Source organism: Pseudomonas chlororaphis (genome assembly GCF_001921865.1).
Classification (GTDB): Bacteria; Pseudomonadota; Gammaproteobacteria; order Pseudomonadales; family Pseudomonadaceae; genus Aquipseudomonas; species Aquipseudomonas chlororaphis_D.
This window is the reverse complement of the sequence record NZ_MSCT01000008.1, coordinates 566,521-591,207: the sequence shown is the minus strand read 5'-3', so window position 1 is coordinate 591,207 and position 24,687 is coordinate 566,521. Positions and strand designations below refer to the sequence as shown.

28 protein-coding genes and 4 tRNA genes are annotated in these 24,687 nt (G+C 58.0%); 8 read left to right on the top strand and 24 right to left on the bottom strand.

What is annotated here, in order from left to right:
• A partial coding sequence (locus BTN82_RS10015; protein ID WP_075118975.1) for a substrate-binding domain-containing protein occupies window positions 1-719 on the bottom strand: 719 nt, incomplete at its 3' end.
• A gap of 260 nt (window positions 720-979) precedes the next feature.
• The gene (locus tag BTN82_RS10010) at window positions 980-1,435 is read right to left on the bottom strand and encodes a hypothetical protein (RefSeq protein WP_075118958.1); all 456 of its coding nucleotides are present in this window, start codon (window positions 1,433-1,435) and stop codon (window positions 980-982) included.
• A gap of 324 nt (window positions 1,436-1,759) precedes the next feature.
• Here BTN82_RS10010 and BTN82_RS10005 point away from each other — a divergent pair, with 324 nt between their 5' ends.
• The 3 genes from BTN82_RS10005 (at window position 1,760) to BTN82_RS09995 (ending at window position 4,018) form a co-directional block, all read left to right on the top strand.
• The gene (locus tag BTN82_RS10005) at window positions 1,760-2,848 is read left to right on the top strand and encodes an asparaginase (protein ID WP_075118957.1); all 1,089 of its coding nucleotides are present in this window, start codon (window positions 1,760-1,762) and stop codon (window positions 2,846-2,848) included.
• 233 nt (window positions 2,849-3,081) lie between these two features.
• Entirely contained in the window at window positions 3,082-3,324 is a 243-nt protein-coding gene (locus BTN82_RS10000; protein ID WP_075118956.1) for a DUF1654 domain-containing protein, read from the top strand.
• Window positions 3,325-3,328: 4 nt separating this feature from the next.
• Window positions 3,329-4,018 (top strand): endonuclease, encoded by a 690-nt coding sequence (locus BTN82_RS09995; protein WP_075118955.1) that lies wholly within the window; start codon window positions 3,329-3,331, stop codon window positions 4,016-4,018.
• 83 nt (window positions 4,019-4,101) lie between these two features.
• Here BTN82_RS09995 and BTN82_RS09990 read toward each other — a convergent pair whose 3' ends face one another.
• The gene (locus BTN82_RS09990) at window positions 4,102-4,458 is read right to left on the bottom strand and encodes an SPOR domain-containing protein (RefSeq protein WP_075118954.1); all 357 of its coding nucleotides are present in this window, start codon (window positions 4,456-4,458) and stop codon (window positions 4,102-4,104) included.
• 264 nt (window positions 4,459-4,722) lie between these two features.
• On the opposite strand from BTN82_RS09990, the gene csrA reads away from it, so the two are divergent.
• Entirely contained in the window at window positions 4,723-4,917 is a 195-nt protein-coding gene (gene csrA, locus BTN82_RS09985; protein ID WP_007920550.1) for a carbon storage regulator CsrA, read from the top strand.
• Between the two features lie 327 nt (window positions 4,918-5,244).
• Complete coding sequence (locus BTN82_RS09980; protein ID WP_075118953.1) at window positions 5,245-5,493, top strand: hypothetical protein; 249 nt, start codon at window positions 5,245-5,247, stop codon at window positions 5,491-5,493.
• A 28-nt stretch (window positions 5,494-5,521) separates the two neighbouring features.
• Here BTN82_RS09980 and BTN82_RS09975 read toward each other — a convergent pair whose 3' ends face one another.
• The 7 genes from BTN82_RS09975 to BTN82_RS31490 form a co-directional block, all read right to left on the bottom strand.
• Window positions 5,522-5,983, bottom strand: a complete 462-nt coding sequence (locus BTN82_RS09975) for a DUF2214 family protein (protein WP_075118952.1) — start codon at window positions 5,981-5,983, stop codon at window positions 5,522-5,524.
• A 133-nt stretch (window positions 5,984-6,116) separates the two neighbouring features.
• On the bottom strand, window positions 6,117-7,523 hold the full coding sequence (locus BTN82_RS09970) for a carbohydrate-binding protein (RefSeq protein ID WP_148169495.1): 1,407 nt from the start codon (window positions 7,521-7,523) through the stop codon (window positions 6,117-6,119).
• A 103-nt stretch (window positions 7,524-7,626) separates the two neighbouring features.
• Complete coding sequence (locus BTN82_RS09965) at window positions 7,627-8,256, bottom strand: lytic polysaccharide monooxygenase auxiliary activity family 9 protein (RefSeq protein WP_075118950.1); 630 nt, start codon at window positions 8,254-8,256, stop codon at window positions 7,627-7,629.
• Between the two features lie 307 nt (window positions 8,257-8,563).
• Window positions 8,564-8,914 carry a hypothetical protein gene (locus tag BTN82_RS09960; protein ID WP_075118974.1) on the bottom strand — a complete coding sequence of 117 codons (351 nt, stop codon included), beginning with the start codon at window positions 8,912-8,914 and terminating at the stop codon, window positions 8,564-8,566.
• 160 nt (window positions 8,915-9,074) lie between these two features.
• Window positions 9,075-9,437, bottom strand: coding sequence for an NUDIX hydrolase (locus tag BTN82_RS09955; protein WP_075118949.1), 363 nt, complete (start codon window positions 9,435-9,437; stop codon window positions 9,075-9,077).
• Between the two features lie 178 nt (window positions 9,438-9,615).
• The gene (locus BTN82_RS09950) at window positions 9,616-10,092 is read right to left on the bottom strand and encodes a DUF3757 domain-containing protein (RefSeq protein ID WP_186828373.1); all 477 of its coding nucleotides are present in this window, start codon (window positions 10,090-10,092) and stop codon (window positions 9,616-9,618) included.
• 498 nt (window positions 10,093-10,590) lie between these two features.
• Window positions 10,591-10,896: a hypothetical protein gene (locus BTN82_RS31490; RefSeq protein ID WP_261792946.1), complete on the bottom strand. Its 306-nt coding sequence runs from the start codon at window positions 10,894-10,896 to the stop codon at window positions 10,591-10,593.
• 487 nt (window positions 10,897-11,383) lie between these two features.
• On the opposite strand from BTN82_RS31490, the gene BTN82_RS31315 reads away from it, so the two are divergent.
• Window positions 11,384-11,542, top strand: coding sequence for a hypothetical protein (locus BTN82_RS31315; RefSeq protein WP_186828378.1), 159 nt, complete (start codon window positions 11,384-11,386; stop codon window positions 11,540-11,542).
• A gap of 85 nt (window positions 11,543-11,627) precedes the next feature.
• Here BTN82_RS31315 and ykgO read toward each other — a convergent pair whose 3' ends face one another.
• Together ykgO and BTN82_RS09935 are read right to left on the bottom strand one after the other, a co-directional pair.
• Window positions 11,628-11,783 (bottom strand): type B 50S ribosomal protein L36, encoded by a 156-nt coding sequence (ykgO, locus tag BTN82_RS09940; protein ID WP_016969318.1) that lies wholly within the window; start codon window positions 11,781-11,783, stop codon window positions 11,628-11,630.
• A gap of 811 nt (window positions 11,784-12,594) precedes the next feature.
• Window positions 12,595-12,671: transfer RNA gene (locus BTN82_RS09935), tRNA-Val, on the bottom strand.
• A gap of 183 nt (window positions 12,672-12,854) precedes the next feature.
• Between BTN82_RS09935 and BTN82_RS09930 the strand changes: the two genes are divergently transcribed.
• Complete coding sequence (locus BTN82_RS09930) at window positions 12,855-14,138, top strand: NAD(P)/FAD-dependent oxidoreductase (RefSeq protein ID WP_186828372.1); 1,284 nt, start codon at window positions 12,855-12,857, stop codon at window positions 14,136-14,138.
• Between the two features lie 213 nt (window positions 14,139-14,351).
• Here BTN82_RS09930 and BTN82_RS09925 read toward each other — a convergent pair.
• The 12 genes from BTN82_RS09925 to truA form a co-directional block, all read right to left on the bottom strand.
• Window positions 14,352-14,428, bottom strand: a tRNA-Asp gene (locus BTN82_RS09925).
• A 100-nt stretch (window positions 14,429-14,528) separates the two neighbouring features.
• Window positions 14,529-14,605 (bottom strand) — tRNA-Asp (locus BTN82_RS09920).
• A gap of 59 nt (window positions 14,606-14,664) precedes the next feature.
• A tRNA-Val gene (locus tag BTN82_RS09915) sits at window positions 14,665-14,740 on the bottom strand.
• 137 nt (window positions 14,741-14,877) lie between these two features.
• Window positions 14,878-15,645, bottom strand: coding sequence for an SDR family oxidoreductase (locus tag BTN82_RS09910; RefSeq protein ID WP_410002797.1), 768 nt, complete (start codon window positions 15,643-15,645; stop codon window positions 14,878-14,880).
• A gap of 5 nt (window positions 15,646-15,650) precedes the next feature.
• Window positions 15,651-16,862, bottom strand: coding sequence for an O-succinylhomoserine sulfhydrylase (locus BTN82_RS09905; protein WP_075118945.1), 1,212 nt, complete (start codon window positions 16,860-16,862; stop codon window positions 15,651-15,653).
• A gap of 33 nt (window positions 16,863-16,895) precedes the next feature.
• Window positions 16,896-18,401, bottom strand: coding sequence for an amidophosphoribosyltransferase (purF, locus tag BTN82_RS09900; protein WP_075118944.1), 1,506 nt, complete (start codon window positions 18,399-18,401; stop codon window positions 16,896-16,898).
• Window positions 18,402-18,442: 41 nt separating this feature from the next.
• Entirely contained in the window at window positions 18,443-19,000 is a 558-nt protein-coding gene (locus BTN82_RS09895) for a CvpA family protein (RefSeq protein WP_044462279.1), read from the bottom strand.
• Between the two features lie 98 nt (window positions 19,001-19,098).
• Window positions 19,099-19,764 carry an SPOR domain-containing protein gene (locus tag BTN82_RS09890; RefSeq protein ID WP_075118943.1) on the bottom strand — a complete coding sequence of 222 codons (666 nt, stop codon included), beginning with the start codon at window positions 19,762-19,764 and terminating at the stop codon, window positions 19,099-19,101.
• Window positions 19,748-21,055 carry a bifunctional tetrahydrofolate synthase/dihydrofolate synthase gene (gene folC / locus BTN82_RS09885; protein WP_075118942.1) on the bottom strand — a complete coding sequence of 436 codons (1,308 nt, stop codon included), beginning with the start codon at window positions 21,053-21,055 and terminating at the stop codon, window positions 19,748-19,750. Before folC ends, BTN82_RS09890 begins: the two co-directional genes overlap by 17 nt.
• A complete protein-coding gene (gene accD / locus BTN82_RS09880; protein ID WP_075118941.1) occupies window positions 21,052-21,972 on the bottom strand; it encodes an acetyl-CoA carboxylase, carboxyltransferase subunit beta in 921 nt (306 codons plus the stop codon). The genes folC and accD overlap by 4 nt, the downstream gene beginning before the upstream one ends.
• Window positions 21,973-22,240: 268 nt before the next feature.
• On the bottom strand, window positions 22,241-22,864 hold the full coding sequence (locus BTN82_RS09875; RefSeq protein WP_075118940.1) for a phosphoribosylanthranilate isomerase: 624 nt from the start codon (window positions 22,862-22,864) through the stop codon (window positions 22,241-22,243).
• A 63-nt stretch (window positions 22,865-22,927) separates the two neighbouring features.
• Window positions 22,928-23,752 (bottom strand): tRNA pseudouridine(38-40) synthase TruA, encoded by an 825-nt coding sequence (truA, locus tag BTN82_RS09870; RefSeq protein WP_075118939.1) that lies wholly within the window; start codon window positions 23,750-23,752, stop codon window positions 22,928-22,930.
• 230 nt (window positions 23,753-23,982) lie between these two features.
• On the opposite strand from truA, the gene BTN82_RS09865 reads away from it, so the two are divergent.
• Window positions 23,983-24,642 (top strand): M24 family metallopeptidase, encoded by a 660-nt coding sequence (locus BTN82_RS09865; RefSeq protein ID WP_075118938.1) that lies wholly within the window; start codon window positions 23,983-23,985, stop codon window positions 24,640-24,642.
• Window positions 24,643-24,687 lie beyond the last annotated feature (45 nt).

The window sequence follows — 24,687 nt, the reverse complement described above, 5'->3', positions numbered from 1 at the left end:
GCGCCGACGGCCATGCTGTCGTTACCGGCCAGCAATGCCTTGAGGTTCGGGTATTCACTGAGCATGGCGGCGGCGACACGGTTGCCGGCGTCGATCTCCCAATCGCCGGACTGCAGCGAGACCACCTTGATCTGCGCGGCTTCCATTGCATCCTTGAAACCCGCGGTGCGCTGCTGGGCGTTGGTGGTGGTGGATACGCCCTCGATGATGCCAACCTCGTCCCCGGCCTTCAGTTGCTTGGCCAGGTACTCGCCCACCAGGCGCGCGCCCTTGCGATTGTCGGGACCGACAAAAGGTACGTTGATGTTTTTGCTCTTGAGTACTGCCGGGTCCAACTGGTTGTCGATGTTGATCACCGTGATGCCAGCGTCCACCGCCTTCTTGATCACCGGCACCATGGCCTTGGAGTCCGCCGGGGCAATCACCAGCGCATTGACCTTGGACACGATCATCTGCTCGACGATCCGGATCTGGTTGGCGGTGTCGGTTTCATCCTTGATGCCGTTGGAGACCAGGTCGAAATCGGCGGCATGGTCTTTTTGATACGCCTTGGCGCCGTCTTCCATGGTGAGGAAGAATTCGTTGGCCAGGGATTTCATGACCAGGGCGACCTTGGGTTTTTCCGGGGTCTCGGCGAATGCCGAAGAGAGAGGAAGCGTCGCGGATGCGGCAGCCAGAACAGCTACAGCGAGAAGACGTCCAGCAAATGGCAGCTTCATGGGTTCACTCCGATCTTATGATTATTGTGAGCAACGCTTGCGCCGGAGTACGCTCGACGACCTTCAGCTCCCAATGAACCGGGATTTGAAGCGAACTTGAGCTGCCAGTGACTTTAACCGCTCAAGGCCTGCGCAAACGTTTGCGTAGACCGAACTATGCGAACCCTGCCGGAGTTTGTCAACGGGCACGAGGTGTGCCGCCAACGCAGCGGAACGCCTGGACAGGCTCCCCGCTGCTGGCCAATCGGGAGATGAGGTCATCAAGCGGTGGTATCGACCAGTCCACCCGACGCAGAGTCCTTGTTCAATTCCTTGACCAGCCTATCCGCTACTTCCTGCAGTGCGCCGCTGGTGCCGACGATCTGCGTTTGCAGCGCCATCACGACGGTCGACTTGGCTTCCGGGGTCGGATAACTCGCCACCTGGGCGGCAGCCAGTTGCTCTTTCTGCGCCTTCAACTGCTCCTGCAGTTCCTTCATGCGCTTGAGCAACATCTTCACCACCAGGCTCTGGTTATCCCCTTCCGAGCCCTCGGCCTTGGCATCGGCCTTCTCGGACTCAGCACCGCCACCCACCCGCAACTTGCCGTCTTCGTCGACCCCCAGCGCCTGCTCGGCGTTATCGGCGGCGCCCTTGCTCAGGGCCTCGAGGGTGGCGGGCGATTTGCCGTTGATGGTGATGGCCCCGGCAGCAGGAAAACCGACAGACATAGACATGTGAGCTCCAGAAAGAAAAAGATCCTTGAAGGGCATCGGCCGCAAGGACCAGCTCTTTAATTCAGTGTTTTCCCGGTGCAAATCGGAACTGTCGGACAACCGAACGCGAATCTTCCGATCGTTCGGAAAACCGGACAGCAAGATTGCACGCGAAACCTTAAAAATAAAATAAATTGATATAAATCATTAAGTTAAAAGAGTTTTTCAGCCACAGTTCGGCTGGTACGGAACCTGCTCTTCCCTTTCGCCCGCGGCATTCAGATCTGTCGCGGGTGTTTCTAGATGAACCTGCACCCGCACCGTCTCACTACTAGAGAGAAAATAATGAAATCTGCTTTCAATACCTTCGTTCCGGGCGCTTTGGCCCTCCTCTTGCTTCTGCCGACTGCATTGCAGGCCAAGGAAGTCGAAACCAAACAGAAGCTGGCCAACGTGGTCGTGCTCGCTACCGGCGGCACCATTGCCGGCGCCGGCGCCAGTGCCGCCAACAGTGCCACTTACCAGGCCGCCAAGGTCGGCATCGAACAACTGATCGCGGGCATCCCCGAACTGAGCCAGGTCGCCAATGTGCGCGGCGAACAGGTCATGCAGATCGCCTCTGAAAGCATCACCAACGAAAACCTGCTGCAACTGGGCCGACGTGTCGCCGAACTGGCCGACAGCAAGGATGTCGACGGCATCGTCATCACCCACGGCACCGACACCCTGGAAGAAACCGCGTACTTCCTCAACCTGGTGGAAAAGACCGACAAACCCATCGTAGTAGTCGGTTCCATGCGTCCAGGCACCGCCATGTCCGCCGACGGCATGCTCAACCTGTACAACGCTGTCGCAGTGGCCGGCAGCAAGGAAGCCCACGGCAAGGGCGTACTGGTCACCATGAACGACGAGATCCAGTCAGGTCGCGACGTCAGCAAAATGATCAACATCAAGACCGAAGCCTTCAAGAGCCCATGGGGCCCGCTGGGCATGGTGGTGGAAGGCAAATCCTACTGGTTCCGCCTGCCGGCCAAGCGCCACACCCTGGATTCGGAATTCGATATCAAGACCATCAAGAGCCTGCCTGACGTCGAAATCGCCTATGGCTACGGCAACGTCAGCGACACCGCGTACAAGGCCCTGGCTCAGTCCGGCGCCAAAGCCATCATCCATGCCGGTACCGGCAACGGCTCGGTGTCTTCGCGCGTAGTGCCAGCCCTGCAAGAGCTGCGCAAGAATGGCGTGCAGATCATCCGCTCGTCCCACGTCAATGCAGGCGGCTTCGTACTGCGCAACGCGGAACAGCCTGACGACAAATACGACTGGGTCGTGGCCAATGACCTGAACCCGCAGAAAGCCCGCATCCTGGCCATGGTCGCCCTGACCAAGACCCAGGACAGCAAGGAACTGCAGCGGATGTTCTGGGAGTACTGATCGATCCGCCCGACCTGCTCTGGTCGGGCACCGCTCTACCCCGCACTCGTTCGCCCTGAGCGAGTGCTCCGCCCCTGGTGGCCGCCCCTCTTCTTTACCTCGCCGATAAAACTCGACCGGTTTGCAGTAAACCGCGAATACCGCTGTCAGAAGAACCTCTTGAATTTTAAGCGGTTGCGAAATTTCCTACAGTAAAATACTGTACGCGCATACAGCTTAATAAGGAATGTTCCGTGCCCGCCGCAGCAACTACCCCGCCAAGCTCTTACGAACGCCTCGGTCTGCGCGTTCAGAAAATCATCAATTCGCCCAACGCCCAAAAAGCCAAGGCCGCCCTGATCTTCCGCCAGCCCGACGAAGCAATTGACGAATGGGAACGCCTGCTTGAAGAGATCGCCGAAAACGACAACGTCACCCTCGCCTATCGCGACGACGGCGGCGTACAGATTTTCTGGGTCGTGCCGAAGGAAGACTGAATCGATGATTGTCCGCTGTTTTGCTGTACTGCTGTTTTTCGTTGCCCTGAATGCCCATGCCGATGCGCCCCGCACCTTCAACGAAGCGAAGAAAGTCGCCTGGAAGCTGTATGCCCCGCAATCCACCGAGTTCTACTGTGGCTGCAAATACAGTGGCAACCGGGTCAACCTCGCCGCCTGCGGTTATGTGCCCCGCAAAAATGCCAACCGCGCCGCCCGTATCGAGTGGGAACATATAGTGCCCGCCTGGCAGATCGGCCATCAGCGGCAATGCTGGCAACAAGGCGGACGCAAGAACTGCACGCGCCACGACCCGATCTATCAGCGCGCCGAAGCCGACCTGCACAACCTGGTGCCGAGCATCGGTGAGGTCAATGGCGACCGCAACAACTTCAGCTTCGGCTGGCTGCCGGCGCAATCGGGGCAGTACGGCTCGTGCCTGACCCAAGTCGACTTCAAAGCCAAGAAAGTCATGCCCCGCCCTTCCATTCGCGGCATGATCGCCCGCACCTACTTCTATATGAGCAAGCAGTACGGTCTGCGCCTGTCGAAACAGGATCGCCAGCTCTACGAAGCCTGGAACAAGACCTACCCAGTGCAGCCCTGGGAGCGCCAGCGTAACCAGAGCGTGGCCTGCGTGATGGGCCGCGGCAACGAATTCGTCGGCCCGGTCAACCTGAAAGCCTGCGGCTGAGTCCCTTCGCTTCGGGCCGCGCCCTTCGAGACGATCGAGTACCAACGATTCGGATAATCAGCCCAAACTGCCGGCGGCACGGTTCAGGGGGCTACGCGGTGCTCGATCACCTGCGGTTCGATATTGCGCTTCTTGGCCTTGGTCAGCTTCTCGACCAACTCGGCTTTCTTCGCTTCGGCTTCGGCCTGGGAGTCGAACGGCCCTACCAGTACTCGATCCTTGCCATCCTCGACGACGACATAGGAAATGATCCCGTGCTCGATCAGCCAGCCTGCCAGATCGCTGGTTGCCTGGGGCAGCGTGCCGGCCACCAGCACATCCCATTGCGGCTTCACGACAGCCTGGGACGGCTGCGCCTGGGCCACTGGCGCCAGCTTTTTTTCGGCCTCGACCTTCCTGCCCTCACCGCACCCTGCCAACGCTAGAACCGCCATCATCATCGCTATTGTGCGCACAACCTACCCCTTGAAAGTCTGAGGCGGCGATTTTAGCACCCCAATCCCCTGCACAAACGCCACAAAATCAGAGCAAAACAAGGAGAATGATATTTATCGCCTCTGTATAGTTGCACCTCGGGAATTAATACATCGTCTGCGCGTCAGAAAGAGGCACCCACACAGTGGAACTTCGCAGTAATCTATACACACTACCGACATCTGCACTGTCTGAATCAGGTGCCCTACAAAGCAATCAAGGAGAAGATCATGCTGATACTCACCCGCAAAGTCGGTGAAAGCATAAATATCGGTGACGACATCACGATCACCATTCTGGGCGTTAGCGGCCAGCAAGTCCGGATCGGCATCAATGCCCCGAAAGACGTCGCAGTTCATCGCGAAGAAATCTATCAACGGATCCAAGCCGGCCTCACAGCTCCGGACAAACGCGAAACACCTTGAGCGTCATGAGCGGCCAGCCCTTTGTCTCACCACAATGGCTGGCGCAGCGTCGTCGTTGATTTGATTCCCTCCTTACCTCCCCCTTCAGATAGCAGCAGCGCAATCGCCAGCCTTGGCAAACAGCGCTTGCCGAACCCCGATCAATAGCACTCCATCCCGGCAATCTGTCGATACGACTCAGCCGGGAGAATGCTCTCTCCTGTCTTTGTATAAATACTCAGTAGCGTGGCGACGAGCAGGAGGAGTAATTTCAAACCTACCGCCTCCGCGAGCCTGCCGAGGTCCCCCTTGCCACCGGCAGACGCTCTATGAACAAGGAGAGGTCATATGCAAGAGTTCGCTTACCTTCTGATCACCAACGACCTGAATGCAATGCGAACCATTGCCGCTTGCTCGACAGAAGGGCTCTACGAAGTCAAACGCGGCATCTTCACCTTTCGCTCCCAAGCCAACGTCGATTACCTTCACCGCGCGCTTGCCATTGTCAGCGACGAGTTCGGCATCATTCCCGTACAACACGCCGAGTTCAAAACCAATCGGGCAACCATCAGCAAGGCTTTCAGCCAACTCTGCTAGAACGCTCGATCCCCAGACTCGAGCCTCTTCATAACTGGTTGAGCACCACCCCACGTGCCATGCCGCTGGCCGCCACCACCATCAGCACAATCAGCAGCGCCTGCAGATGACTGATACGTGCAAACAACGTGGCGCGGCCGGTGTCGATCGACGTGCCACGTCCCAGGGCGATTCGCCATCTGATCAGCGTCACCATTGGGACTACTTCAAGCAGCAGGATGATCATGAACAAGGTCATCTTCAGGTGGAACAACGGCTGCTGCAGATAATAGTCCGTACCTTTTTCATAGCCCGCGAAGGCACGCAGCAGCCCGGTAATCAACAATGCCGCCGCGGCCAGTCCCCAGCCGTTATCCGCCAGCAGCACCCGGCGAATGCCCGCTCCTTCGGTGATCACTCGACGCAACGCCGTACCGCGATTGAGCACCGCTGCAAAGGCAACGGCAAAGGCCAACAAATGTACGGCCGCGAGAAACCAGTGCATGAGCATCGCCTCACTCTCCCTTGATGGATGACAGAAAACGGCCTGTCAGTATTAGTCCATAACCCGCCACTGCGCCTTGCCGTCGCCCAACAAAAAAGGCGCCCCTCCCGGGGCGCCCTTGTATTGCCTCTATCACTGCTCACGCGCGTCGCTGGACCGCCACCTTGGCCCACAGGGTAAAGGCGACATCCGGTGTCCAGCCGGCGTTCGAAGTATGTTCCTGAAAACACAGATACAGGTTGCCCTCGTAAGTCACGCCGTCATCCTTGCGGTAGTGATGGTTCAACTGCCATTCCGGGTATTGCGGGTCTGGAACCCCGCCAGCGGTCTTGACGTTCAGGCTAGCGCTGGGCAGCGACTGATTGCCCTGGGCGTCCGTGGCGCTGACAAAATAGCTGTACAGCGTATCAGCCGTCAGCCCCTCGTCCTTCAAGGTCAGGGAGGCCGTCTGCCCCACCGACTTGCCATTGCGGTACAAGGTGTAGAGCTCGATCGGCCGAGCGCCGCTGGCGGCACTCCAGCTCAAGGTAACGCTTCCTTCCGTCTGCGCAGGGGAAAACAGGTTGCCGGGGGCCGAAGGCCGCTCCCCGCCGCTACCGCCATGGATAAGCGGCGCATAACGATTGCGGAACTCCCAGTTGTAACGCACACCATACTTGTTGAGGCCGTCATCCCAGTTGACCGACCAAGTCATCAGGCCCTTGATCATCAACCCGGCCCGATCCAGTCGCTTGAAGGCGTTGCTCACCGCCGCGGGGTCAATGACATAGCCGGTGGCCGCCGCATCGACGTTGGCCGGCAAGCCGATCACGAACTTGTCGGCCGCAATGGCGATATAACCACGGGTGCCGGTCACCAGGCTCTGCGTCAGATAAAACAGGAAGTCTTCCTTCTTGGCATCGTTGTTCTGGGCAAGCCAGTCGCCTTTTCCGTCGTTGAGCTCCTGGACCCATAAACCGTCGCCGCCCTGGTTGTAGTACTGCGGCGCGATGAAATCGTAGTACCCCTCGAGCGCCTGAATGTAACCGACATATTTGCCGCCGGTCGTGAGGTAGGGAAACTCCGGCGCCATGCTGATGATGAAATGCTTGCCCTCACCAGCGTAGTGGTCTTTCACCAGCTTGAGCGCCGCCGGCAACACGGTCTTGTTGTCGGCAAAGTCGATAGCGCTTTGTTCAAGGTCGATATCCAGTCCATCGAAGCCATAGGTTTCCACCAGGCGAATGATTTCGTTGGCCAGCGCTTGTTCATTGCCCTTGTGCAACTCGATATGCGCGTCCGCGCCGCCAAGGGAGATCAGCACCGCCCGGCCCTGGCTGTTGAGCACACCAACCTGGCGCCGGAACTCCTCGTCCGACAGATTGTAAGGTTTGAAGGTGGGAATGCCGTTGCCCTTCATAAAGGCCACCGCCACCACGTTGTACTCCTTGGGTATGTCCACCAGGTCGAGGTTGGCGAACTGCCCCTGCTGGTAGCCGTCACTGGCACCGGCGGGCCAGTTGTGCCAGAAGCCCATGAGTATCTTCTTGCCAGCGATCGAGGGCATCAACGATGCCGAATCATTCGCCTGAGTCTTTACCGATGCAAAGTTGATCTTGTTCACGTTCTAATCCTTCAGAACCATTTAAAGAGAAATACAACTTTTGCCGTTATTTAAAGTCGACGTCGAACGCCTGATAGAAAGCGTTCCCGGTGTTGGCGACAATCCATGCCAGCACAATGACATGATGGCCTTTCTTGTTTTTCGGTAGGGTTACCTGATGCTCGACCTTGGCCTTCATTTCATCGCTGTGCTTGTCGTAGGGAACCTGGGTGTAAAAGTCCTTGAAGAACGCCTGCGGCTCTAGTTGCGCACGGCTGATACGCTGCTTCGGGTCCCAGCCGTCTTTAGTGATAAACCAGCTGTAGCCACGAGTTACATGGGGGGCGGTGTATTCCCACTTGACCTGGAACACCTGGCCCGGATCGACATTGAGCAACGGCCAGGAGAACGAGCGCCCGAGCTTCTTCGTCATCTCCTCGTTGGTGAAGTTGAGGCAATCACGTTCATCGGTCTTGCCGCCGCTCAGGATGTGTCCATCCGCTGGCGGTACGACGCTTGCGACGTCGCTTTCATAGGGTTTCGGAAATGGCCCGGCAACCAGGGACGGGAAGTTCTTGCCGCCCTCCATCTCATTGACTTGCCAGGTCCCCAGAACCCCAAGCTCGACAGCAACAGCACCACGACTGGATGGGGAGACAACACGACCGTGTTTGGGGTGAACTAATGGTTTGTTCATGATTTTCACTCCATTGATTAAATAAAACCTCCTTCAGGAGAGCTTTCAAACTAGTTCAAATCAATGCTTTGTCTACCGCCCTGACACGGAAAACGACGAGCAAATTGTCACACCCCAACAACTGCCGCGGGCAGCCAGAAAATTGCAGTACAAACTTACAAGATCAGAGGCAAATATCTTACACAAGAAAATAACGAACCAAACTCTATATACCCGAAACTAACTCTTTAGAAAAAAACCTGAAAACCATAAACCCGGTAATACCGGGTTTATGAATATCTTACTGTGAATAACACGCAGCTAAAAATTACAGACAGGTTGCCAACGCTGCCAGCCTACGTTTGGCAATCCAGTTATCTTGGATTGCGTAATAATTGACAACGGTTCCCGAAGCCTGCCCCCGAATGTCAGCAAAGGACTCCGCCGAACGGGTGTAGACCGTATAGCCACCCAGATTCACAGACTCCAGATAAGCCGCAGCATCTACACCGAACACCGCCTCATCCTGCCAGGCAAACTGCACACACTGCGCCACGACCTGCTCCGCCTTGGCGGACAAGAGCACCTTGTTGGGGCTCTTCGAGCGCGCATCATTCATCGCCGAGCCGGCACAGCCTGCCAGCAAAGCCGTAACCATTAACGCCATCAACACCCGCATCATGCTACCTCGCCGTGAAAACGCGACTGTACCACCCGAACCACATCCGGTAAGCCCTCACCGGGAACAAATGACCTATCGGCCACCTCGTTCACGACCAAAGAACCAAAAGCCCGCACAAGGTGGGCTTTTCATCCATTAACTTCTACAGCAACCTCGGTTACAGTCGGCGTAAAAACGAACCCACAATGCTCTTGGTCGCTACCGTTGTGTCCATATCTCTGGCAGTACCGTAGGCATACCAACCGATCGCCGCGATCTCATTCCTCGGCCGGGCGCTTTCGGCATCAACCACAGAAACCTCAAACACATGATGCCGCACATTGCCGGCCTCAAACTCCAGGAGGTAAAGGACTTCATTGGCATCCAGCCCCGTTTCTTCGCGCAACTCACGTATCGCAGCAGCAGCGAGAGACTCACCCGGTTCGACTTTACCGCCCGGTAAAACCCATTTGGAGCGAGCCTTGCGAACAAAAAGAATTTGCCCTCCTTGCGCACAAATGACTGTTGCTCTGTTTTTCATACCCGCTCCCTGTTTGATCATGCTCTACCTACACCGCAATAATCGTGTACGCATAAAACCCGAAGTTGACTTGAAAACCTCGTGAAACACATAGACACCAGAAATGATGGTTTTGCTGAAAAAATTGAGCAATTCGCTGACTCAACGAACGACAAAATCCTCGATACAACACAGCTATTCATCTCAGATAAAAACTGCATGCATCTCGATAAGTATCAGTGCATTCCAAAATCGTTGACGAGGAAAAATCCCTAGACGTTTTCCATGACAACGAATTCCCAATCCACATGACCTGCTTGTAATTGGCGCCAAGGTCAAGACGCATATTCAAATACCTGCCGCCAGAGGTCTGATATATGCAGTTATTTATAAAACCAACCTTATCAACGCCTTCTCGAGTTAACACAAAATAGCTTTTTTCAAAATGTGTGATGGTTTCCATGGCACCGTCCAGCAACACCCCCACCCATTCAGCGCCTTCGTTTTTGGCAGGCGCAGTAAAAACCCCCACCTTGCTATTGATGTCGCGCGGCACCGGGCAAGACTCCTGGTCACCCGACCAATCCGGGATATCGAAATAATTGCTGCCAGGCGCGGCATACACGAATGTAAACAACTGCGAACACAGCAACCCCCAACATACCAATCTACGCACGCTGCGCTCCCTCATGAATTTCAGAAGGAGGTTTTATCAGGCGGAACAAATCTAGGATTTAAGAAAAATCCTAAAGTGTTGATATTTTTTCCTAAATCCAGCGATTTCGTGCCTACTCATGGAGTGAATTGGGCATAGGAAAGAAACGTAGGAAGAGCCTGCCACAGACGAGGGACGCCGAACTGGCGAATGCCCCAGATAAGCGTAACGAGGCAGTAATACGAAACCTCACTGAAGCCTGTTCAAGTAATCGGGCTTTGGGATAACAATCGGAACCGAAGCGCATGACATGAGCAACTCAGTACTTGAAGTAAGCAACGAAGTGTTTTGGTAGCGTCGATGAAACCATTGCAGCGCTTGAAGCCGACTAAGGTGCCCATGAATATCCATGATTCAGCAGGGTAATTCTCCGGCAGATCACATGACGATTTCACTGACAGCCCCTGGCGACAGGACCAGAGGGGAAATCAACCGTCCTAGAGAGTCAAACGAGCAAGATCAGACCGTATGCTTACGTTCTTTGACATCTCGAAGTGAAAGCCATTCCCGGTAGAAAGTACCGGTACGCCCGCAGAATAAACCGACGGCAAACCCTGACGCGGCACCAGCCAGGATAAGCATTTCCACATCGGCTGAATCCTCTGGATGCACAGCTGCTTGATAACCGATGAAGTATTTCACGGCAAAAAAGAGAAGCGAGATACCAAGGACTTTCCAGGTACCGGGAACGACCAGATGCTGGCTTTCCTCATCCAAGGCAAGTCCGCGTCGAGGAAACAACACCAGTGCGGACAGGACACCCAAAACTATTCTCGTCAGCCAACTGCCCACAATCAGCTCAACGCTATCTGTATAGCTGAGAGAAAAGAATGACCATATCACCAGAATAACCGGCGTGATGATTAGGGTTCGTTGGCTTTCTCGAGTGTTTTTTTCGAGCGCTTAAACCGTAGAAGTAGACTAAGAGAAATACGCCGTAAACCCAGAGCGGCGTGCCTTCCAGAGCATCGAGCATTGTTCAGCATCCTTGCCGTAAGTTCGTGATCAGATGCTCGCACAGCCTTGAGAGTGCGGACACTTGTTTCAGGCGAGCACCCGCCATGATGCCAACGATATGCTTAGTCATTTACCTATGTGGCGTGGCAGCCTGAAAGCCGATGCCCTGTCACCGGGGAGGCGACCATGAACGGAGCCTTGAAAAGCAGTCCTCGGCAGCCAAAGCGAGGCGCGCGCCCATGCCGAAGACCTTGTCGGCCAGACGTGCCTCATCCAAGCCGCCGAGAGGATAGCCATGGATCTGCTCAAGCAATACGCCGCCGGCACCTTAGGGGTCCAGCACCTCCCCAGCCAAATCCTTAGAGGACCAGGAACTGAAGACATCGGCATCCACAACCTTCTTGAGGCCTGCAACCTGGTTGAACGCCGCAGCTTCTTCAGGGCGTCTGATTGAGCAGTACTCAGAACCAAGTTACGGCGGTCGAGTGCTCCAGGTCCTGCGCTACCGAGTTCAGCAACAGGCCTTAGAGAGGAGCTGATCAGCCTTTGCCTTTGTTCTTGTTTTTCGCACTGCCCTGCCGAGCCTTGAAGCGCGGATTGGATTTGCAGATCACATAGATCCGCCCACGACGCTTCACAATCTGGCAGTCACGATGACGGTTCTTTGCTTCTTTGAGTGATGAAAGCACTTTCATGGGTGAGGCTCCTTTCGAATATTTGACATGTAATAACATATCATAAATGCGAATAAGAGTATTTATCAACTCTTAACCCCTCCCCCCCTTCCACGCCACCCCGGCTGCGTTTACGCGCAGCGGGAGACAGCTATGTCCTCGAAAAACCTCCCACTCCAGGAAGGAAGTCGAAAAGACGGACCCCAAGCTCACCAAGGAATACACCGTTCTTGCTGGATTCACCGGCTTGTATCTGGCCAAGCACGCGACCGAGCAGTTCGGCCTCTGCGGTACCGTCCTGAGGAGCACCTCGACGTCGACGGGTCTCTACTCAGCAAGGAAGGAAGTGTGCTGGCTCACACCCATGTGTACGCGCTCTGGCACGTCGGAAATGATGAGCACAAGACGATCATTCTCTACGGCCACACCCCCTCATCACACAGAACCGATTCGGTATCACCATCGACTTCAACACCCCAAAAAATCGCCACCGATACAATCGGCAAATGCCTCGCCCAGCTGAGGGGGCTTCGCCAATGTCCGCCTCGATCCCTGAACGACATCCATCCTGCACAGTCACTCAATAAGCTGCAGCAGCTCTAAAAATCAGCCAGTAGAGGCAGAGTTCTTCGTCTTCGCCAAAAGGCTAGCCATGCAGAGTAAGAAGATGATTAAGCACTATTAGGAGGGGTACGGCGACAAGACGATCGAGTACGTTGAGGTGCGCGCCGAATTGGCGCCCTGAGGTATGAGCTTTGCAAACCGCAGACAACAAAAAAGGGCCCACCTTTCGGTGAGCCCTTCTAGACCGCCCAGCAGAGCGGATTTTGTTTGGTAGGCGCGATTGGACTCGAACCAACGACCCCCACCATGTCAAGGTGGTGCTCTAACCAACTGAGCTACGTGCCTGCTGTGAGGCGGCATTCTACGGAATTCCGGAGGGGTGTCAACACCTTTTTTGCAGCTAACCCTCTGAATATGCGAATTTTTTATTTTCGGGCCAGACAAGAAGATTTTTCGATCACTGGTAGGCGTTTTTCAACTCAGGTAGGATCGGCGCAATCGTCAAGAATATTAAACAGAGGCTGCAGGATGGCGAACACTTCTTACCCACAATCGTATTACGCTGCATCGGCCAACGCTGCCCCAGCCCGCCCCTTGCTGCAAGATGATGTGGAAACCGATGTCTGCGTGATTGGCGCCGGCTACACCGGCCTCTCCAGCGCCCTGTTCCTTCTGGAGAACGGTTTCCGAGTCACCGTTCTGGAGGCTGCCAAGGTTGGCTTCGGAGCATCAGGACGCAATGGCGGGCAAATCGTTAACAGCTACAGTCGCGATATTGATGTGATCGAGCGCAGTGTCGGCCCCAAACAAGCTCAACTGCTTGGCCAGATGGCCTTCGAAGGCGGTCGGATCATTCGCGAGCGGGTTGCCAAGTATCAAATCCAGTGCGACTTGAAAGACGGGGGCGTATTCGCGGCCATCACCAGCAAACAGATGGGCCACCTAGAGTCGCAAAAGCGCCTGTGGGAGCGTTATGGCCACACCCAGCTGGAATTGCTGGATCAGCGCGCTATTCGCGAAATCGTCGCCTGTGACCAGTACCAGGGCGGTATGCTCGACATGAGCGGCGGGCACATCCACCCCCTCAACCTAGCCCTGGGTGAAGCAGCAGCCGTGGAGTCTCTGGGCGGTGTCATCTACGAGCAGTCCCCGGCAGTGCGTATCGAGCGTGGCGCCAATCCGGTGATACATACCCCGCAAGGCAAAATCAGAGCCAAATTCGTCATAGTCGCCGGCAACGCCTACCTGGGCAATCTGGTACCCGAACTGGCCGCCAAATCGATGCCGTGCGGCACCCAGGTCATCACCACCGAGCCCCTCAGCGAGGAGCTGGCGAAAAGCCTGCTGCCTCAGGACTACTGCGTAGAGGACTGCAACTACCTGCTGGATTACTACCGCCTTTCCGCCGACAAGCGCCTGATCTTCGGTGGCGGCGTGGTGTACGGCGCTCGCGACCCGGCAAACATCGAGGCGATCATCCGACCGAAGATGCTCAAGGCTTTTCCGCAGCTCAAAGACGTGAAGATCGATTACGCCTGGACCGGCAACTTTCTGCTGACACTGTCACGCCTGCCGCAGGTCGGACGCCTGGGCGACAATATTTACTATTCCCAGGGCTGTAGCGGCCATGGCGTCACCTACACCCATTTGGCGGGCAAGGTCCTCGCAGAGGCCCTGCGCGGCCAGGCAGAGCGTTTTGACGCCTTTGCCGAACTGCCACACTACCCCTTCCCTGGCGGCCAGTTGCTGCGCACCCCATTCACTGCCATGGGCGCCTGGTATTACAGCCTGCGGGACAAGTTGGGATTCTGATACCCCCCACCACTTTCCCAATAAAAAACCGCCAGCCAGGCGGTTTTTTATTGGGTTTGGCAGAGCGGAAATCCACCACTCCGAAAATCATCGACAAACCCGGATTGCAGAAACAAAAAACCCCGGTCTTTCGACCAGGGTCTTTGCTATCGATCCGAAAAACCAGTGGCTTCTTCGGCACTTGAAGGCGTTCAGTATTCCTTCAAGTAGATATGGCGCAGCGGACGGGACTCGAACCCGCGACCCCCGGCGTGACAGGCCGGTATTCTAACCGACTGAACTACCGCTGCGTATCGCTTGGACTTGCGTCCATGTGAATCGTTTAAATCGTCTGACTGAAAGCTTCGAGGCTTTGCAATCTCAGAACAGGCAGACCTGATCTGGAAAATATGGCGCAGCGGACGGGACTCGAACCCGCGACCCCCGGCGTGACAGGCCGGTATTCTAACCGACTGAACTACCGCTGCGCGTCGGTTGGACGCTTCCTGGGAAGCCTCCGTCTTTCTTTCAAAAGACACTCAAGAAGTGGTGGGTGATGACGGGATCGAACCGCCGACCCTCTGCTTGTAAGGCAGATGCTCTCCCGGCTGAGCTAATCACCCTTTGCTTCGTTGAGGCCGCGAAATTTACGCAGATACCGATGCTAAGTCAATACCCTGCTTGAAGTTTTTCTAAAAAAGACAAAATCGCGACAAAGCCTGTGAAACAGAGTCGCAACACCGGCGCCCTCTGCACTTCATCAATCGCAATAAATCATTTTCTTGCTCATGCCACCGTCGACCACGAATTCCTGGCCAGTGACAAAACCGGAATTCTTCGACAGCAGCCACGCCACCATCGCCGCCACATCCTCGACCGTCCCCACCCTGCCCGCCGGATGCTGGGCATGATCAGCGTCGCTCAGGGGCTCGGCACGGCGGGCCGCCGGGTCCCGAGCATCAATCCAGCCAGGACTGACCGCATTGACCCGAATCTCAGGCCCCAGACTCATGGCCAACGCATGAGTCAAGGCCAGCAGGCCGCCCTTGCTCGCCGCATAGGCTTCGGTATCCGGCTCCGACTGCCTGGCGCGGGTAGACGCCAGGTTGACGATAGCCCCGCCGTGAGCACGCAGATACGGCGCACAGTGCTTGGCCAGGAGCATCGGACCGCTGAGGTTTACCGCTAATACGCGATTCCAATAAGCGAGTTCGAGACTTTCCAACATGATATTGCGCGGATCGGCGACCGCGGCGTTGCACACCAACGCATCGAGCCGCCCGAACTGCCCCAGCACCTCGGCAACACCTCGAGCAACCTGAGCTTCGTCCGCCACGTCCATAGCAATGAACCAGGCACTTTCACCCAGGACCTTGACCACCTGCGAACCGCGCTCACGATCCAGGTCGGTCAACACCACCTGCCAGCCTTCGCTGATCAGCCAGGCCGCAATACCCAGGCCGATGCCGCGCGCCGCACCGGTTACCAGTGCGACACGGCCATTGGCAATGCTCTGCTGTTCGGACAACTCGATCACAAGGCCGCCAACCCACGCGCCAGGTCGGCTTGCAGATCCACGACATCCTCGAGACCGACAGCGATGCGGATCAGACTGTCGCGAATACCCGCCGCCTCACGCTCTTGAGGCGCCAGGCGACCATGAGAGGTGGTGCTTGGATGAGTGATGGTGGTTTTGCTGTCGCCCAGGTTGGCGGTGATGGAGATCAGACGCGTGGCATCAATAAAACGCCAGGCTCCGTCCTTGCCGCCCTTGACCTCGAAGCTCACCACCGCACCGAAACCGCGCTGCTGACGCTTGGCCAGCTCGTACTGCGGATGGCTCGGCAGGCCGGCGTAATGCACCTTCTCAATACCGTCCTGCTGCTCCAGCCATTCGGCCAGGGCCTGGGCATTGGCACAATGGGCGCGCATACGCAGGTTGAGGGTCTCAAGCCCCTTGAGGAAGATCCAGGCATTGAAGGGGCTCAGGGTCGGCCCGGCGGTACGCAGGAAACCCACTACTTCTTTCATCTGCTCGCTGCGACCGGCGACTACACCGCCCATGCAACGCCCCTGGCCATCGATGAACTTGGTCGCCGAGTGCACCACCACATCCGCCCCCAGCATCAGCGGCTGCTGCAACGCTGGCGTACAGAAACAGTTGTCGACCACCAGCATCGCGCCCTTGGCGTGAGCCACTTCGGACAACGCGGCGATATCCACCAGCTCGGCGAGCGGGTTGGACGGTGACTCGACGAACAGCAGCCGGGTATTGGCCTTGATTGCCGCGCCCCAGCCGGACAAGTCCGCCAGGGGTACGTAATCGACCTCGATACCGAAGCGCTTGAAATACTTTTCGAACAGGCTGATGGTCGAGCCAAACACACTGCGCGACACCAGTACGTGATCACCCGCACTGCATAGGCTCATGACCACCGAGAGAATGGCCGCCATGCCGGTGGCCGTCGCCACCGCTTGCTCTGCACCTTCCAGAGCGGCAATGCGCTCCTCGAAAGCACGCACAGTGGGGTTGGTATAGCGGGAATAGACATTACCCGGCACTTCGCCAGCAAACCGCGCAGCCGCATCGGCGGCCGTACGGAACACATAGCTGGACGTGAAGAACATCGGATCACCGTGCTCCCCTTCCGGGGTACGGTGTTGGCCGGCGCGCACGGCCAGGGTATCGAAAGCTACGCCATCAAGGTCGCTGTCCAGCCGACCGGCATCCCAATCCTGACTCATGCCGCCTACTCCTATGTCTTCTAATGCTCTAAATCAGTTGTTGTACAGATCGATGATCGCACTGACCGCCTGGGTCTTGGCCTTGGAGGCATCGTTACGGGCGTTTTCGATCTTGTCCAGGTAAGCCTCGTCGACGTCGCCGGTGACGTACTTGCCATCGAACACCGCGCAATCGAAGCTCTCGATCTTGATTTTGCCGCCACCGACCGCCTCGATCAGATCAGGCAGATCCTGATAGATCAGCCAGTCGGCGCCGATCAGGTCGGCTACATCCTGGGTCGAACGATTGTGAGCGATCAGCTCGTGGGCACTCGGCATGTCGATGCCATACACGTTCGGGAAGCGCACCGCCGGAGCCGCGGAGCAGAAGTAGACATTCTTCGCGCCGGCTTCGCGGGCCATCTGAATGATCTGCTTGCAGGTGGTACCGCGAACGATCGAGTCATCCACCAGCATCACGTTCTTGCCGCGGAACTCAAGCTCGATGGCATTGAGCTTCTGGCGCACGGATTTTTTCCGCGCGGCCTGGCCCGGCATGATGAAGGTGCGGCCGATATAGCGGTTCTTCACAAAGCCTTCGCGGAACTTGACGCCCAGGTGGTTCGCCAGCTCCAACGCCGCGGTACGGCTGGTATCCGGAATCGGGATGACCACGTCGATATCGTGATCCGGACGCTCGCGCAGGATCTTTTCAGCCAGTTTCTCACCCATGCGCAGGCGAGCCTTGTACACCGACACGCCATCGATGATCGAATCCGGACGCGCCAGGTAGACGTGCTCGAAGATGCACGGAGTCAGCTTTGGACTGGTCGCGCACTGGCGGGTGTGTAGCTTGCCATCTTCGGTGATGTAGACCGCTTCGCCCGGCGCCAGGTCACGAATCAAGGTGAAACCCAGCACATCCAGGGAAACGCTCTCGGAGGCGATCATGTACTCGACACCTTCGTCGGTGTGACGCTGGCCGAAAACGATCGGGCGAATGCCATGGGGGTCGCGGAAACCGACGATGCCGTAACCGGTGATCATCGCCACCACCGCGTAACCGCCAACACACCGGTTGTGCACATCGGTCACGGCGGCGAACACGTCTTCTTCGGTCGGTTGCAACTTGCCGCGCTGGGCCAGTTCATGAGCGAAGACGTTGAGCAAGACTTCCGAGTCGGAATTCGTGTTGACGTGGCGCAGGTCAGATTCGTAGATCTCCTTGGCCAGCTGTTCAACATTGGTCAGGTTACCGTTGTGCGCCAGAGTGATGCCGTAAGGCGAGTTGACGTAAAACGGTTGAGCTTCGGCCGAAGTCGAGCTGCCTGCAGTCGGATAACGCACATGGCCAATACCCATGTGACCGACCAGGCGCTGCATGTGCCGCTGATGAAAAACATCACGCACCAGGCCATTGTCCTTGCGCAGGAATAACCGGCCATCATGGCTGGTCACGATACCGGCAGCGTCCTGGCCGCGGTGCTGGAGGACGGTTAGCGCGTCATACAGCGCCTGATTGACGTTCGACTTACCGACGATACCGACGATGCCACACATGCGACGCAACCCCTACTTAATGAAACTGAACTGAACACATCTTACTGAGGCGTTTTGGCCGGTAAGAGTTGTTCCTTGAACGGTATTTCAGCGGGTACGCTGATACCGCTGGCCAGCCACTGACTGCTCCACCCCAATATGAGGTTTTTTGACCAGTCTGCAACCAATAGAAATTGTGGCACCAGCCGCGACTGCTGCCACCAGGAATCCTGTTGCACCGGCCCCAGGCTCAATAGCCCGACTGCCACGACCACCAGCAACGCGCCACGCGCCGCGCCAAAGGCCATGCCCAGGAATCGATCGGTTCCGGAAAGGCCGGTCACGCGAATCAATTCGCCGATGAGAAAGTTGATCATTGCGCCTACCAGCAAGGTGGCGACAAACATGATGGCACAGCCCGCAATCACGCGAGCCGAGGGAGTTTCGATATATCCGCTGAGGTATTCGGACAAGGAGCCGCCAAACATCCAGGCGACGACTCCTGCGACGATCCAGGTAAGCAGCGACAGCGCTTCTTTGACGAAGCCGCGACTCAAACTGATCAAAGCGGAGATGGCGATGATTGCAACGATCGCCCAGTCAACCCAGGTAAATGGCACAGTGCAGCCTACAGACGGATAAGGCGGCGCATTTTAACAGAGCGCATGCCCGTCGGTAAGCTGCGATTCACTGTGCTTTGCAAATCAAGGCGACAGCCTTAACCACGCTCTGGCTGGAAGCGTACGACAAACCCCTTGAGGTTCTGCTGGCGGCCCAGCAGGTCGCGCAGACGGTCTGCCTCGGCACGCTCGATCAAAGGACCGACGAACACCCGGTTCTTGCCATCAGCCGAACGGATATAGGCGTTGTAACCCTGGCTGCGCAGGGTTTTCTGCAGGTTTTCCGCGCTTTCCCGACTGGAAAGGCTCGCCAACTGCACCGACCAACTGACCGACAGGCCGTTCGCATCGACACGACTCTGAGTCGTATCGGGCTTGGTTGGCACAGCAGCAATCGGCTGGGCGGGCGCCGGTTTTGGCGTCGGCGCGGGCGCCGGAGCAACAGGTTTGATCGCTGCGACAGGCGGTGCTACCGGTGCCACTGGCGTGCTTGGCGTGATCGGCATCGAAGGCGCGGCTTGCTGGGCCACCTCGTCATCGGTGGGCACCGGCTCCTGCGGCAGCGCTTGCGGCTCAGGCACCACCACTGGCTCTACCTGAATCTGGGTGACAGCCGGGGCCTGAGGCACCGCTGGCGCCTCGACGCTGACATGACGCTGCTCATCTTCGCGGGAAAACAGCATCGGCAGGAAAATCACCGCCAACGCCACCAGGACCAAAGCCCCCACCATTCGCTGCTTGTAGACATTATCCAGCATAGCCATGTGCAGCTTCCTCCGTGGAGCGCCGGGCGAGCCACTCGAGCGCCTCGGCAACACAATAAAAAGATCCGAACAACAGAATCTCGTCTTCAGCCGTAGCCCGCGCGCACTGCCCTTCCAGCGCAGCGGCGACACTGCCATAGGACGCCACCGAAGCCCCAAGGTTCTCCAGTGCCGCCCGCAAGTCCGCGACAGGCCGCGCCCGAGCAGAATCCAGTGGCGCCACCGCCCAATGTTCGACACAGGCATTCAGGCAGGCAACCACACCCTCCAGGTCCTTGTCCGCCAACAGGCCGAATACAGCCAGGCGCTTGCCCGTCACTGGCCGCCGCATCAGGCGCTCGGCCAGATACTCCGCGGCATGCGGGTTATGCCCTACATCCAGCAACAGATTCAGGCGCTTACCCTGCCACTCGAACTGGCGGCGATCCAGACGCCCGACCACTCGCGTCTGCCGCAGGGCCTCGGCTATTTGCCCGGCCTGCCAAGGCAACCCCAGAAGCAGATAGGCCTGCAAGGCCAGCGCGGCGTTTTCCATGGGCAGATCGAGCAACGGCAGGTCACGCAATTCGACGGCATTGCCCCGTGCGTCGAGCCCTCGCCACTGCCAGCCACTCTCGGTCACCCCCAGGTCGAAATCGCGTCCCCGCAAGAAGAACGGGCAGCTCAACTCACGAGCTTTATCCAGCAGCGGCTGAGGCGGATTCAGGTCGCCACAAAGTGCCGGCGCGCCCTGACGGAAGATGCCAGCTTTCTCGAAGGCAACGGATTCACGGGTATCACCCAGGTAATCGGTATGGTCGACGCCGATACTGGTAACCAGCGCCAGGTCGGCGTCCGCCAGATTGACCGCATCCAGGCGCCCGCCCAGGCCGACTTCCAGCACCACCGCGTCGAGACCGGCGCGCTGGAACAGCCAGAAAGCCGCCAGTGTCCCCATCTCGAAGTAAGTCAGTGAGATTTCGCCGCGCCCGGCTTCGACCGCGACAAAAGCCTCGCACAACTCGGCATCGCTGGCTTCGACGCCATCGATCTGAACGCGTTCGTTGTAACGCAGCAAGTGAGGAGAGTTGTAGACACCGACCCTCAGCCCCTGGACGCGCAGCAAGGAAGCGACGAACGCGCAGGTAGAACCTTTGCCGTTGGTCCCGGTAACCGTAATGACCCGAGGCGCCAGCCTGCTCAATCCCATGCGGGATGCTACTTCTTGCGAGCGCTCCAGCCCCATGTCGATGGCTGACGGGTGCAACTGCTCGAGGTAGGCAAGCCAGTCGCCAAGGGTACGTTCGGTCATATGTTTGCAGGCACCGGCGGAACCACGATCGGCTCGATAGGCGCGGCCACGAACTCAGGCGTCGGCAAGCCCATCAACTGAGCCAGCAGATTGCCCAGGCGCGGACGCAGCTCCTGGCGCGAGATGATCATGTCGATGGCGCCATGCTCCAGCAGGAACTCGCTGCGCTGGAAACCTTCCGGCAGTTTTTCGCGTACGGTCTGCTCGATCACGCGCGGGCCCGCGAAACCAACCAGAGCCTTGGGCTCGGCAACAATCACATCACCCAGCATCGCCAGGCTGGCGGAAACACCACCGTAGACCGGGTCGGTCAACACGGAGATAAATGGCAGCCCTTCCTCGCGCAGACGCGCCAGCACCGCGGAGGTCTTGGCCATTTGCATCAGCGAGATCAGGGCTTCCTGCATCCGCGCGCCACCGGAGGCCGAGAAGCAGACCATGGGGCAACGCTTTTCCAGCGCATAGTTGGCAGCCCGCACAAAACGCTCGCCGACAATCGCCCCCATGGAACCGCCCATGAAGGAGAACTCGAACGCCGACACCACCACCGGCATGCCCAGCAGGGTGCCGCTCATGGAGACCAACGCGTCTTTCTCGCCGGTCTGCTTCTGGGCCGCGGTCAGGCGGTCCTTGTACTTCTTGCCATCCCGGAATTTCAGGCGGTCTACCGGCTCCAGATCGGCACCCAGCTCGGCACGACCTTCGGCATCCAGAAAGATGTCAATACGAGCGCGAGCGCCGATACGCATGTGATGGTTGCACTTGGGGCAAACGTCCAGGGTCTTTTCCAGCTCCGGACGATACAGCACCGCCTCGCAGGACGGGCACTTGTGCCACAGGCCTTCAGGCACCGAGCTTTTCTTCACCTCGGAACGCATGATCGAAGGGATCAGTTTGTCTACTAACCAGTTGCTCATGCTTTCTTTCTCCAGTACCGGCGGCCCGAACGCTCTGGTTCGCAGCCCCGCGTATGCCCTTGAGCTCAATTCATGTGTGCGGCGATGATCTGTTCGTTACCGCGGTCAGCGCGAGCTTGACCTGCCTGTAGCGAACGGCTCCTCAGCCATCCCGACAACCCCCGGGTAGAGCGGTTGCCACTTCGCTTTCGGCCCGCCCAGCGACGGCGCCGGCCTGTTTTGTACAGTGGTGTTATGGACGGCGGCAGACTGCCAGCCGTCACATCGACTAACAGCTGCCGCGAACGGCCTGCATGAACGCGCGAATCTTTGCGTGATCCTTGATGCCCTTGCCTTGCTCCACCCCACCGCTGACGTCGACCGCGTACGGGCAAACCTGCGCGATCGCCTGGCCGACATTCTCGGCGGACAGGCCGCCGGCCAGGATGATCGGCTTGCTCAAGCCTTGTGGTACCAGTGACCAGTCGAAGGCTTCGCCGGTTCCCCCCGGGACGCCCTCGACATAGGTATCGAGCAGGATGCCGCTGGCCCGCGTATAGGCCGCGCAACTGCCGGCAATGTCATCGCCGGCCTTGACCCGCAGCGCCTTGATATAGGGACGGTGATACCCCTCGCAATCCGCTGGCGTTTCGTCGCCATGAAACTGCAACAGGTCCAGCGGCACCGCGTCGAGGATCTCGCCCAGCTCGCAGCGACTGGCATTGACGAACAGGCCCACGGTGGTCACGAACGGCGGCAGCGCGGCAATGATGGCCCGGGCCTGCTGGACATTTACCGCCCGCGGGCTCTTGGCATAGAACACCAGTCCGATGGCATCGGCCCCGGCCTCGACCGCCGCCAGCGCATCTTCAATGCGGGTAATCCCACAAATTTTGCTGCGAACGGCTGACATGTCGTTTGAACCTCAGGGCAAAATCGGGAAAGTCCCGGATGGTAGCAAATGCTTTTCCGGGCGTCAGCCGTCAAGTTCGGAGAAGCCGGTGAGGAAATGTGGCCCGATGTATCGCTCCGGCAATTCGAACTCGTCGCGGTACTCGACCTGCACCAGATAAAGCCCGAAAGGATGCGCGGTCACCCCGCCCGTGCGGCGGACCCGGCTCTCGAGCACGTCCCTGGCCCACTCGACCGGCCGCTCACCCGCGCCGATAGTCATCAGCACCCCGGCGATATTGCGCACCATGTGATGCAGGAATGCGCTGGCGCGGATGTCCAGGACGATCATCTTGCCATGCTGGGTAACCCGCAGATGGTGGATTTCCTTGATCGGTGACTTGGCCTGGCACTGCCCGGCGCGAAACGCGCTGAAATCATGGGTACCCACCAGGTGCTGGGCCGCCTCGGCCATGCGCTCGACATCCAGCGGGCGATGGTTCCAGGTGATCTCCTCGTTCAAGTGCGCCGGACGGATCTGATCGTTGTAGATCACGTAGCGATAGCGACGGGCGATCGCCTTGAACCGCGCATGAAAATGCGCCGGCATGACCTTGGCCCAGCTCACGCTGATGTCGTGGGGCAGGTTGATATTGGCCCCCATCACCCAAGCCTTCATCGAACGCTCGGCCTGGGTATCGAAGTGCACGACCTGCCCGCAGGCATGCACGCCCGCATCGGTACGCCCGGCGCAGGACAACAGAACCGGCGAATCCGCCACCCGGGACAGCGCCTTTTCAAGCGCTTCCTGGACACTTGGAACACCGGAAGCCTGTCGTTGCCAGCCGCGGTAACGCGAGCCCTTGTATTCGACGCCCAACGCGATTCTGAAAAAGCCTGCGGCCGCCATTTCGGCGGCCGCGTTATCTATATTTGCCAAGAACTTACAGCCTGCTGATATGCGCAAAGGCGACCATTATAAAGCGCCCACAGGCAGACGCCATGCACCGCCGACTTTTAGTTGAGGCTTGTTCGCGACACAGTGACGAACAGCAAGGGGATTGCACATAAACACGGGCAAACGCTATATATCGAAATATATAGCGAAAAAACAAAACCCACTCGACCGGAACCTGATCAATGACCGCCATCGACAAAGAAGCCGTAGGCCTTGCCTACAGCCTGCAAGGCATGCTCCATGCCAAACGCAAGACTTGGGAGGCCATCGACCAAATAGCCACCCGCATCACACCTGGCATGCTCGAATCCCAGGCACGCGCGCTGGGGCTGGAGATTCTCGCCGAGTCAGGCATGGACCGAATCTGGCACCCAGCACTGATCCGCTTTGGCGAAAACACCCTGAAGACCTTCAAGCAGCGCTCCGAAGGCGACCCGGCGCTGGGCGACGACGACATCTTCTTTATCGACCTGGGAGTGGTCTGGGATCGCCACGAAGGCGATTGCGGCGCAACGTTCGTCACCGGCAAGGACCCCGAAATGCAAGCCTGCGCCGCGGCGGCCAAGACCCTCTTCGAGCGCGTTCGCGATTACTGGAGCGAACACAAGGTGGCCGGCCCTGCCCTCTACCGCTACGCCGAGGAACAGGCGACCGCCATGGGCTGGGTGTTGAATCTGCAGATCAAGGGCCACCGGGTCAGCGATTTTCCCCACGCCATCTATCGAGCGGGCGACCTGGGCAACTTCGAGGCCTGCCCCAACGTTGGCCTATGGATTCTGGAGATCCAGATCGCCCACCCTACCCGGCCGTTCGGGGCGTTTTACGAAGACCTGCTGGACTGACAACCCCCACCCATTTGGTCCGAAAACAAAAACGGCAGCCTCGAT

Coding starts and splice junctions, on each gene's coding strand:
- BTN82_RS09995 (WP_075118955.1), top strand. CDS start 3,329: ATGATTGTCCGCTGTTTTGCTGTACTGCTGTTTTTCGTTGCCCTGAAT.
- BTN82_RS09960 (WP_075118974.1), bottom strand. CDS start 8,914: ATGCGGGTGTTGATGGCGTTAATGGTTACGGCTTTGCTGGCAGGCTGT.
- BTN82_RS09865 (WP_075118938.1), top strand. CDS start 23,983: ATGACCGCCATCGACAAAGAAGCCGTAGGCCTTGCCTACAGCCTGCAA.
- BTN82_RS09890 (WP_075118943.1), bottom strand. CDS start 19,764: ATGGCTATGCTGGATAATGTCTACAAGCAGCGAATGGTGGGGGCTTTG.
- truA (WP_075118939.1), bottom strand. CDS start 23,752: ATGGCGGCCGCAGGCTTTTTCAGAATCGCGTTGGGCGTCGAATACAAG.
- folC (WP_075118942.1), bottom strand. CDS start 21,055: ATGACCGAACGTACCCTTGGCGACTGGCTTGCCTACCTCGAGCAGTTG.
- BTN82_RS09990 (WP_075118954.1), bottom strand. CDS start 4,458: ATGATGATGGCGGTTCTAGCGTTGGCAGGGTGCGGTGAGGGCAGGAAG.
- BTN82_RS09980 (WP_075118953.1), top strand. CDS start 5,245: ATGCAAGAGTTCGCTTACCTTCTGATCACCAACGACCTGAATGCAATG.
- ykgO (WP_016969318.1), bottom strand. CDS start 11,783: ATGAAAGTGCTTTCATCACTCAAAGAAGCAAAGAACCGTCATCGTGAC.
- BTN82_RS09875 (WP_075118940.1), bottom strand. CDS start 22,864: ATGTCAGCCGTTCGCAGCAAAATTTGTGGGATTACCCGCATTGAAGAT.
- BTN82_RS31315 (WP_186828378.1), top strand. CDS start 11,384: ATGGATCTGCTCAAGCAATACGCCGCCGGCACCTTAGGGGTCCAGCAC.
- BTN82_RS09905 (WP_075118945.1), bottom strand. CDS start 16,862: ATGAGTCAGGATTGGGATGCCGGTCGGCTGGACAGCGACCTTGATGGC.
- BTN82_RS10005 (WP_075118957.1), top strand. CDS start 1,760: ATGAAATCTGCTTTCAATACCTTCGTTCCGGGCGCTTTGGCCCTCCTC.
- BTN82_RS09975 (WP_075118952.1), bottom strand. CDS start 5,983: ATGCTCATGCACTGGTTTCTCGCGGCCGTACATTTGTTGGCCTTTGCC.
- csrA (WP_007920550.1), top strand. CDS start 4,723: ATGCTGATACTCACCCGCAAAGTCGGTGAAAGCATAAATATCGGTGAC.
- BTN82_RS09965 (WP_075118950.1), bottom strand. CDS start 8,256: ATGAACAAACCATTAGTTCACCCCAAACACGGTCGTGTTGTCTCCCCA.
- BTN82_RS09955 (WP_075118949.1), bottom strand. CDS start 9,437: ATGAAAAACAGAGCAACAGTCATTTGTGCGCAAGGAGGGCAAATTCTT.
- BTN82_RS09930 (WP_186828372.1), top strand. CDS start 12,855: ATGGCGAACACTTCTTACCCACAATCGTATTACGCTGCATCGGCCAAC.
- purF (WP_075118944.1), bottom strand. CDS start 18,401: ATGTGTGGCATCGTCGGTATCGTCGGTAAGTCGAACGTCAATCAGGCG.
- accD (WP_075118941.1), bottom strand. CDS start 21,972: ATGAGCAACTGGTTAGTAGACAAACTGATCCCTTCGATCATGCGTTCC.
- BTN82_RS10010 (WP_075118958.1), bottom strand. CDS start 1,435: ATGTCTATGTCTGTCGGTTTTCCTGCTGCCGGGGCCATCACCATCAAC.
- BTN82_RS09970 (WP_148169495.1), bottom strand. CDS start 7,523: ATGCCCTCGATCGCTGGCAAGAAGATACTCATGGGCTTCTGGCACAAC.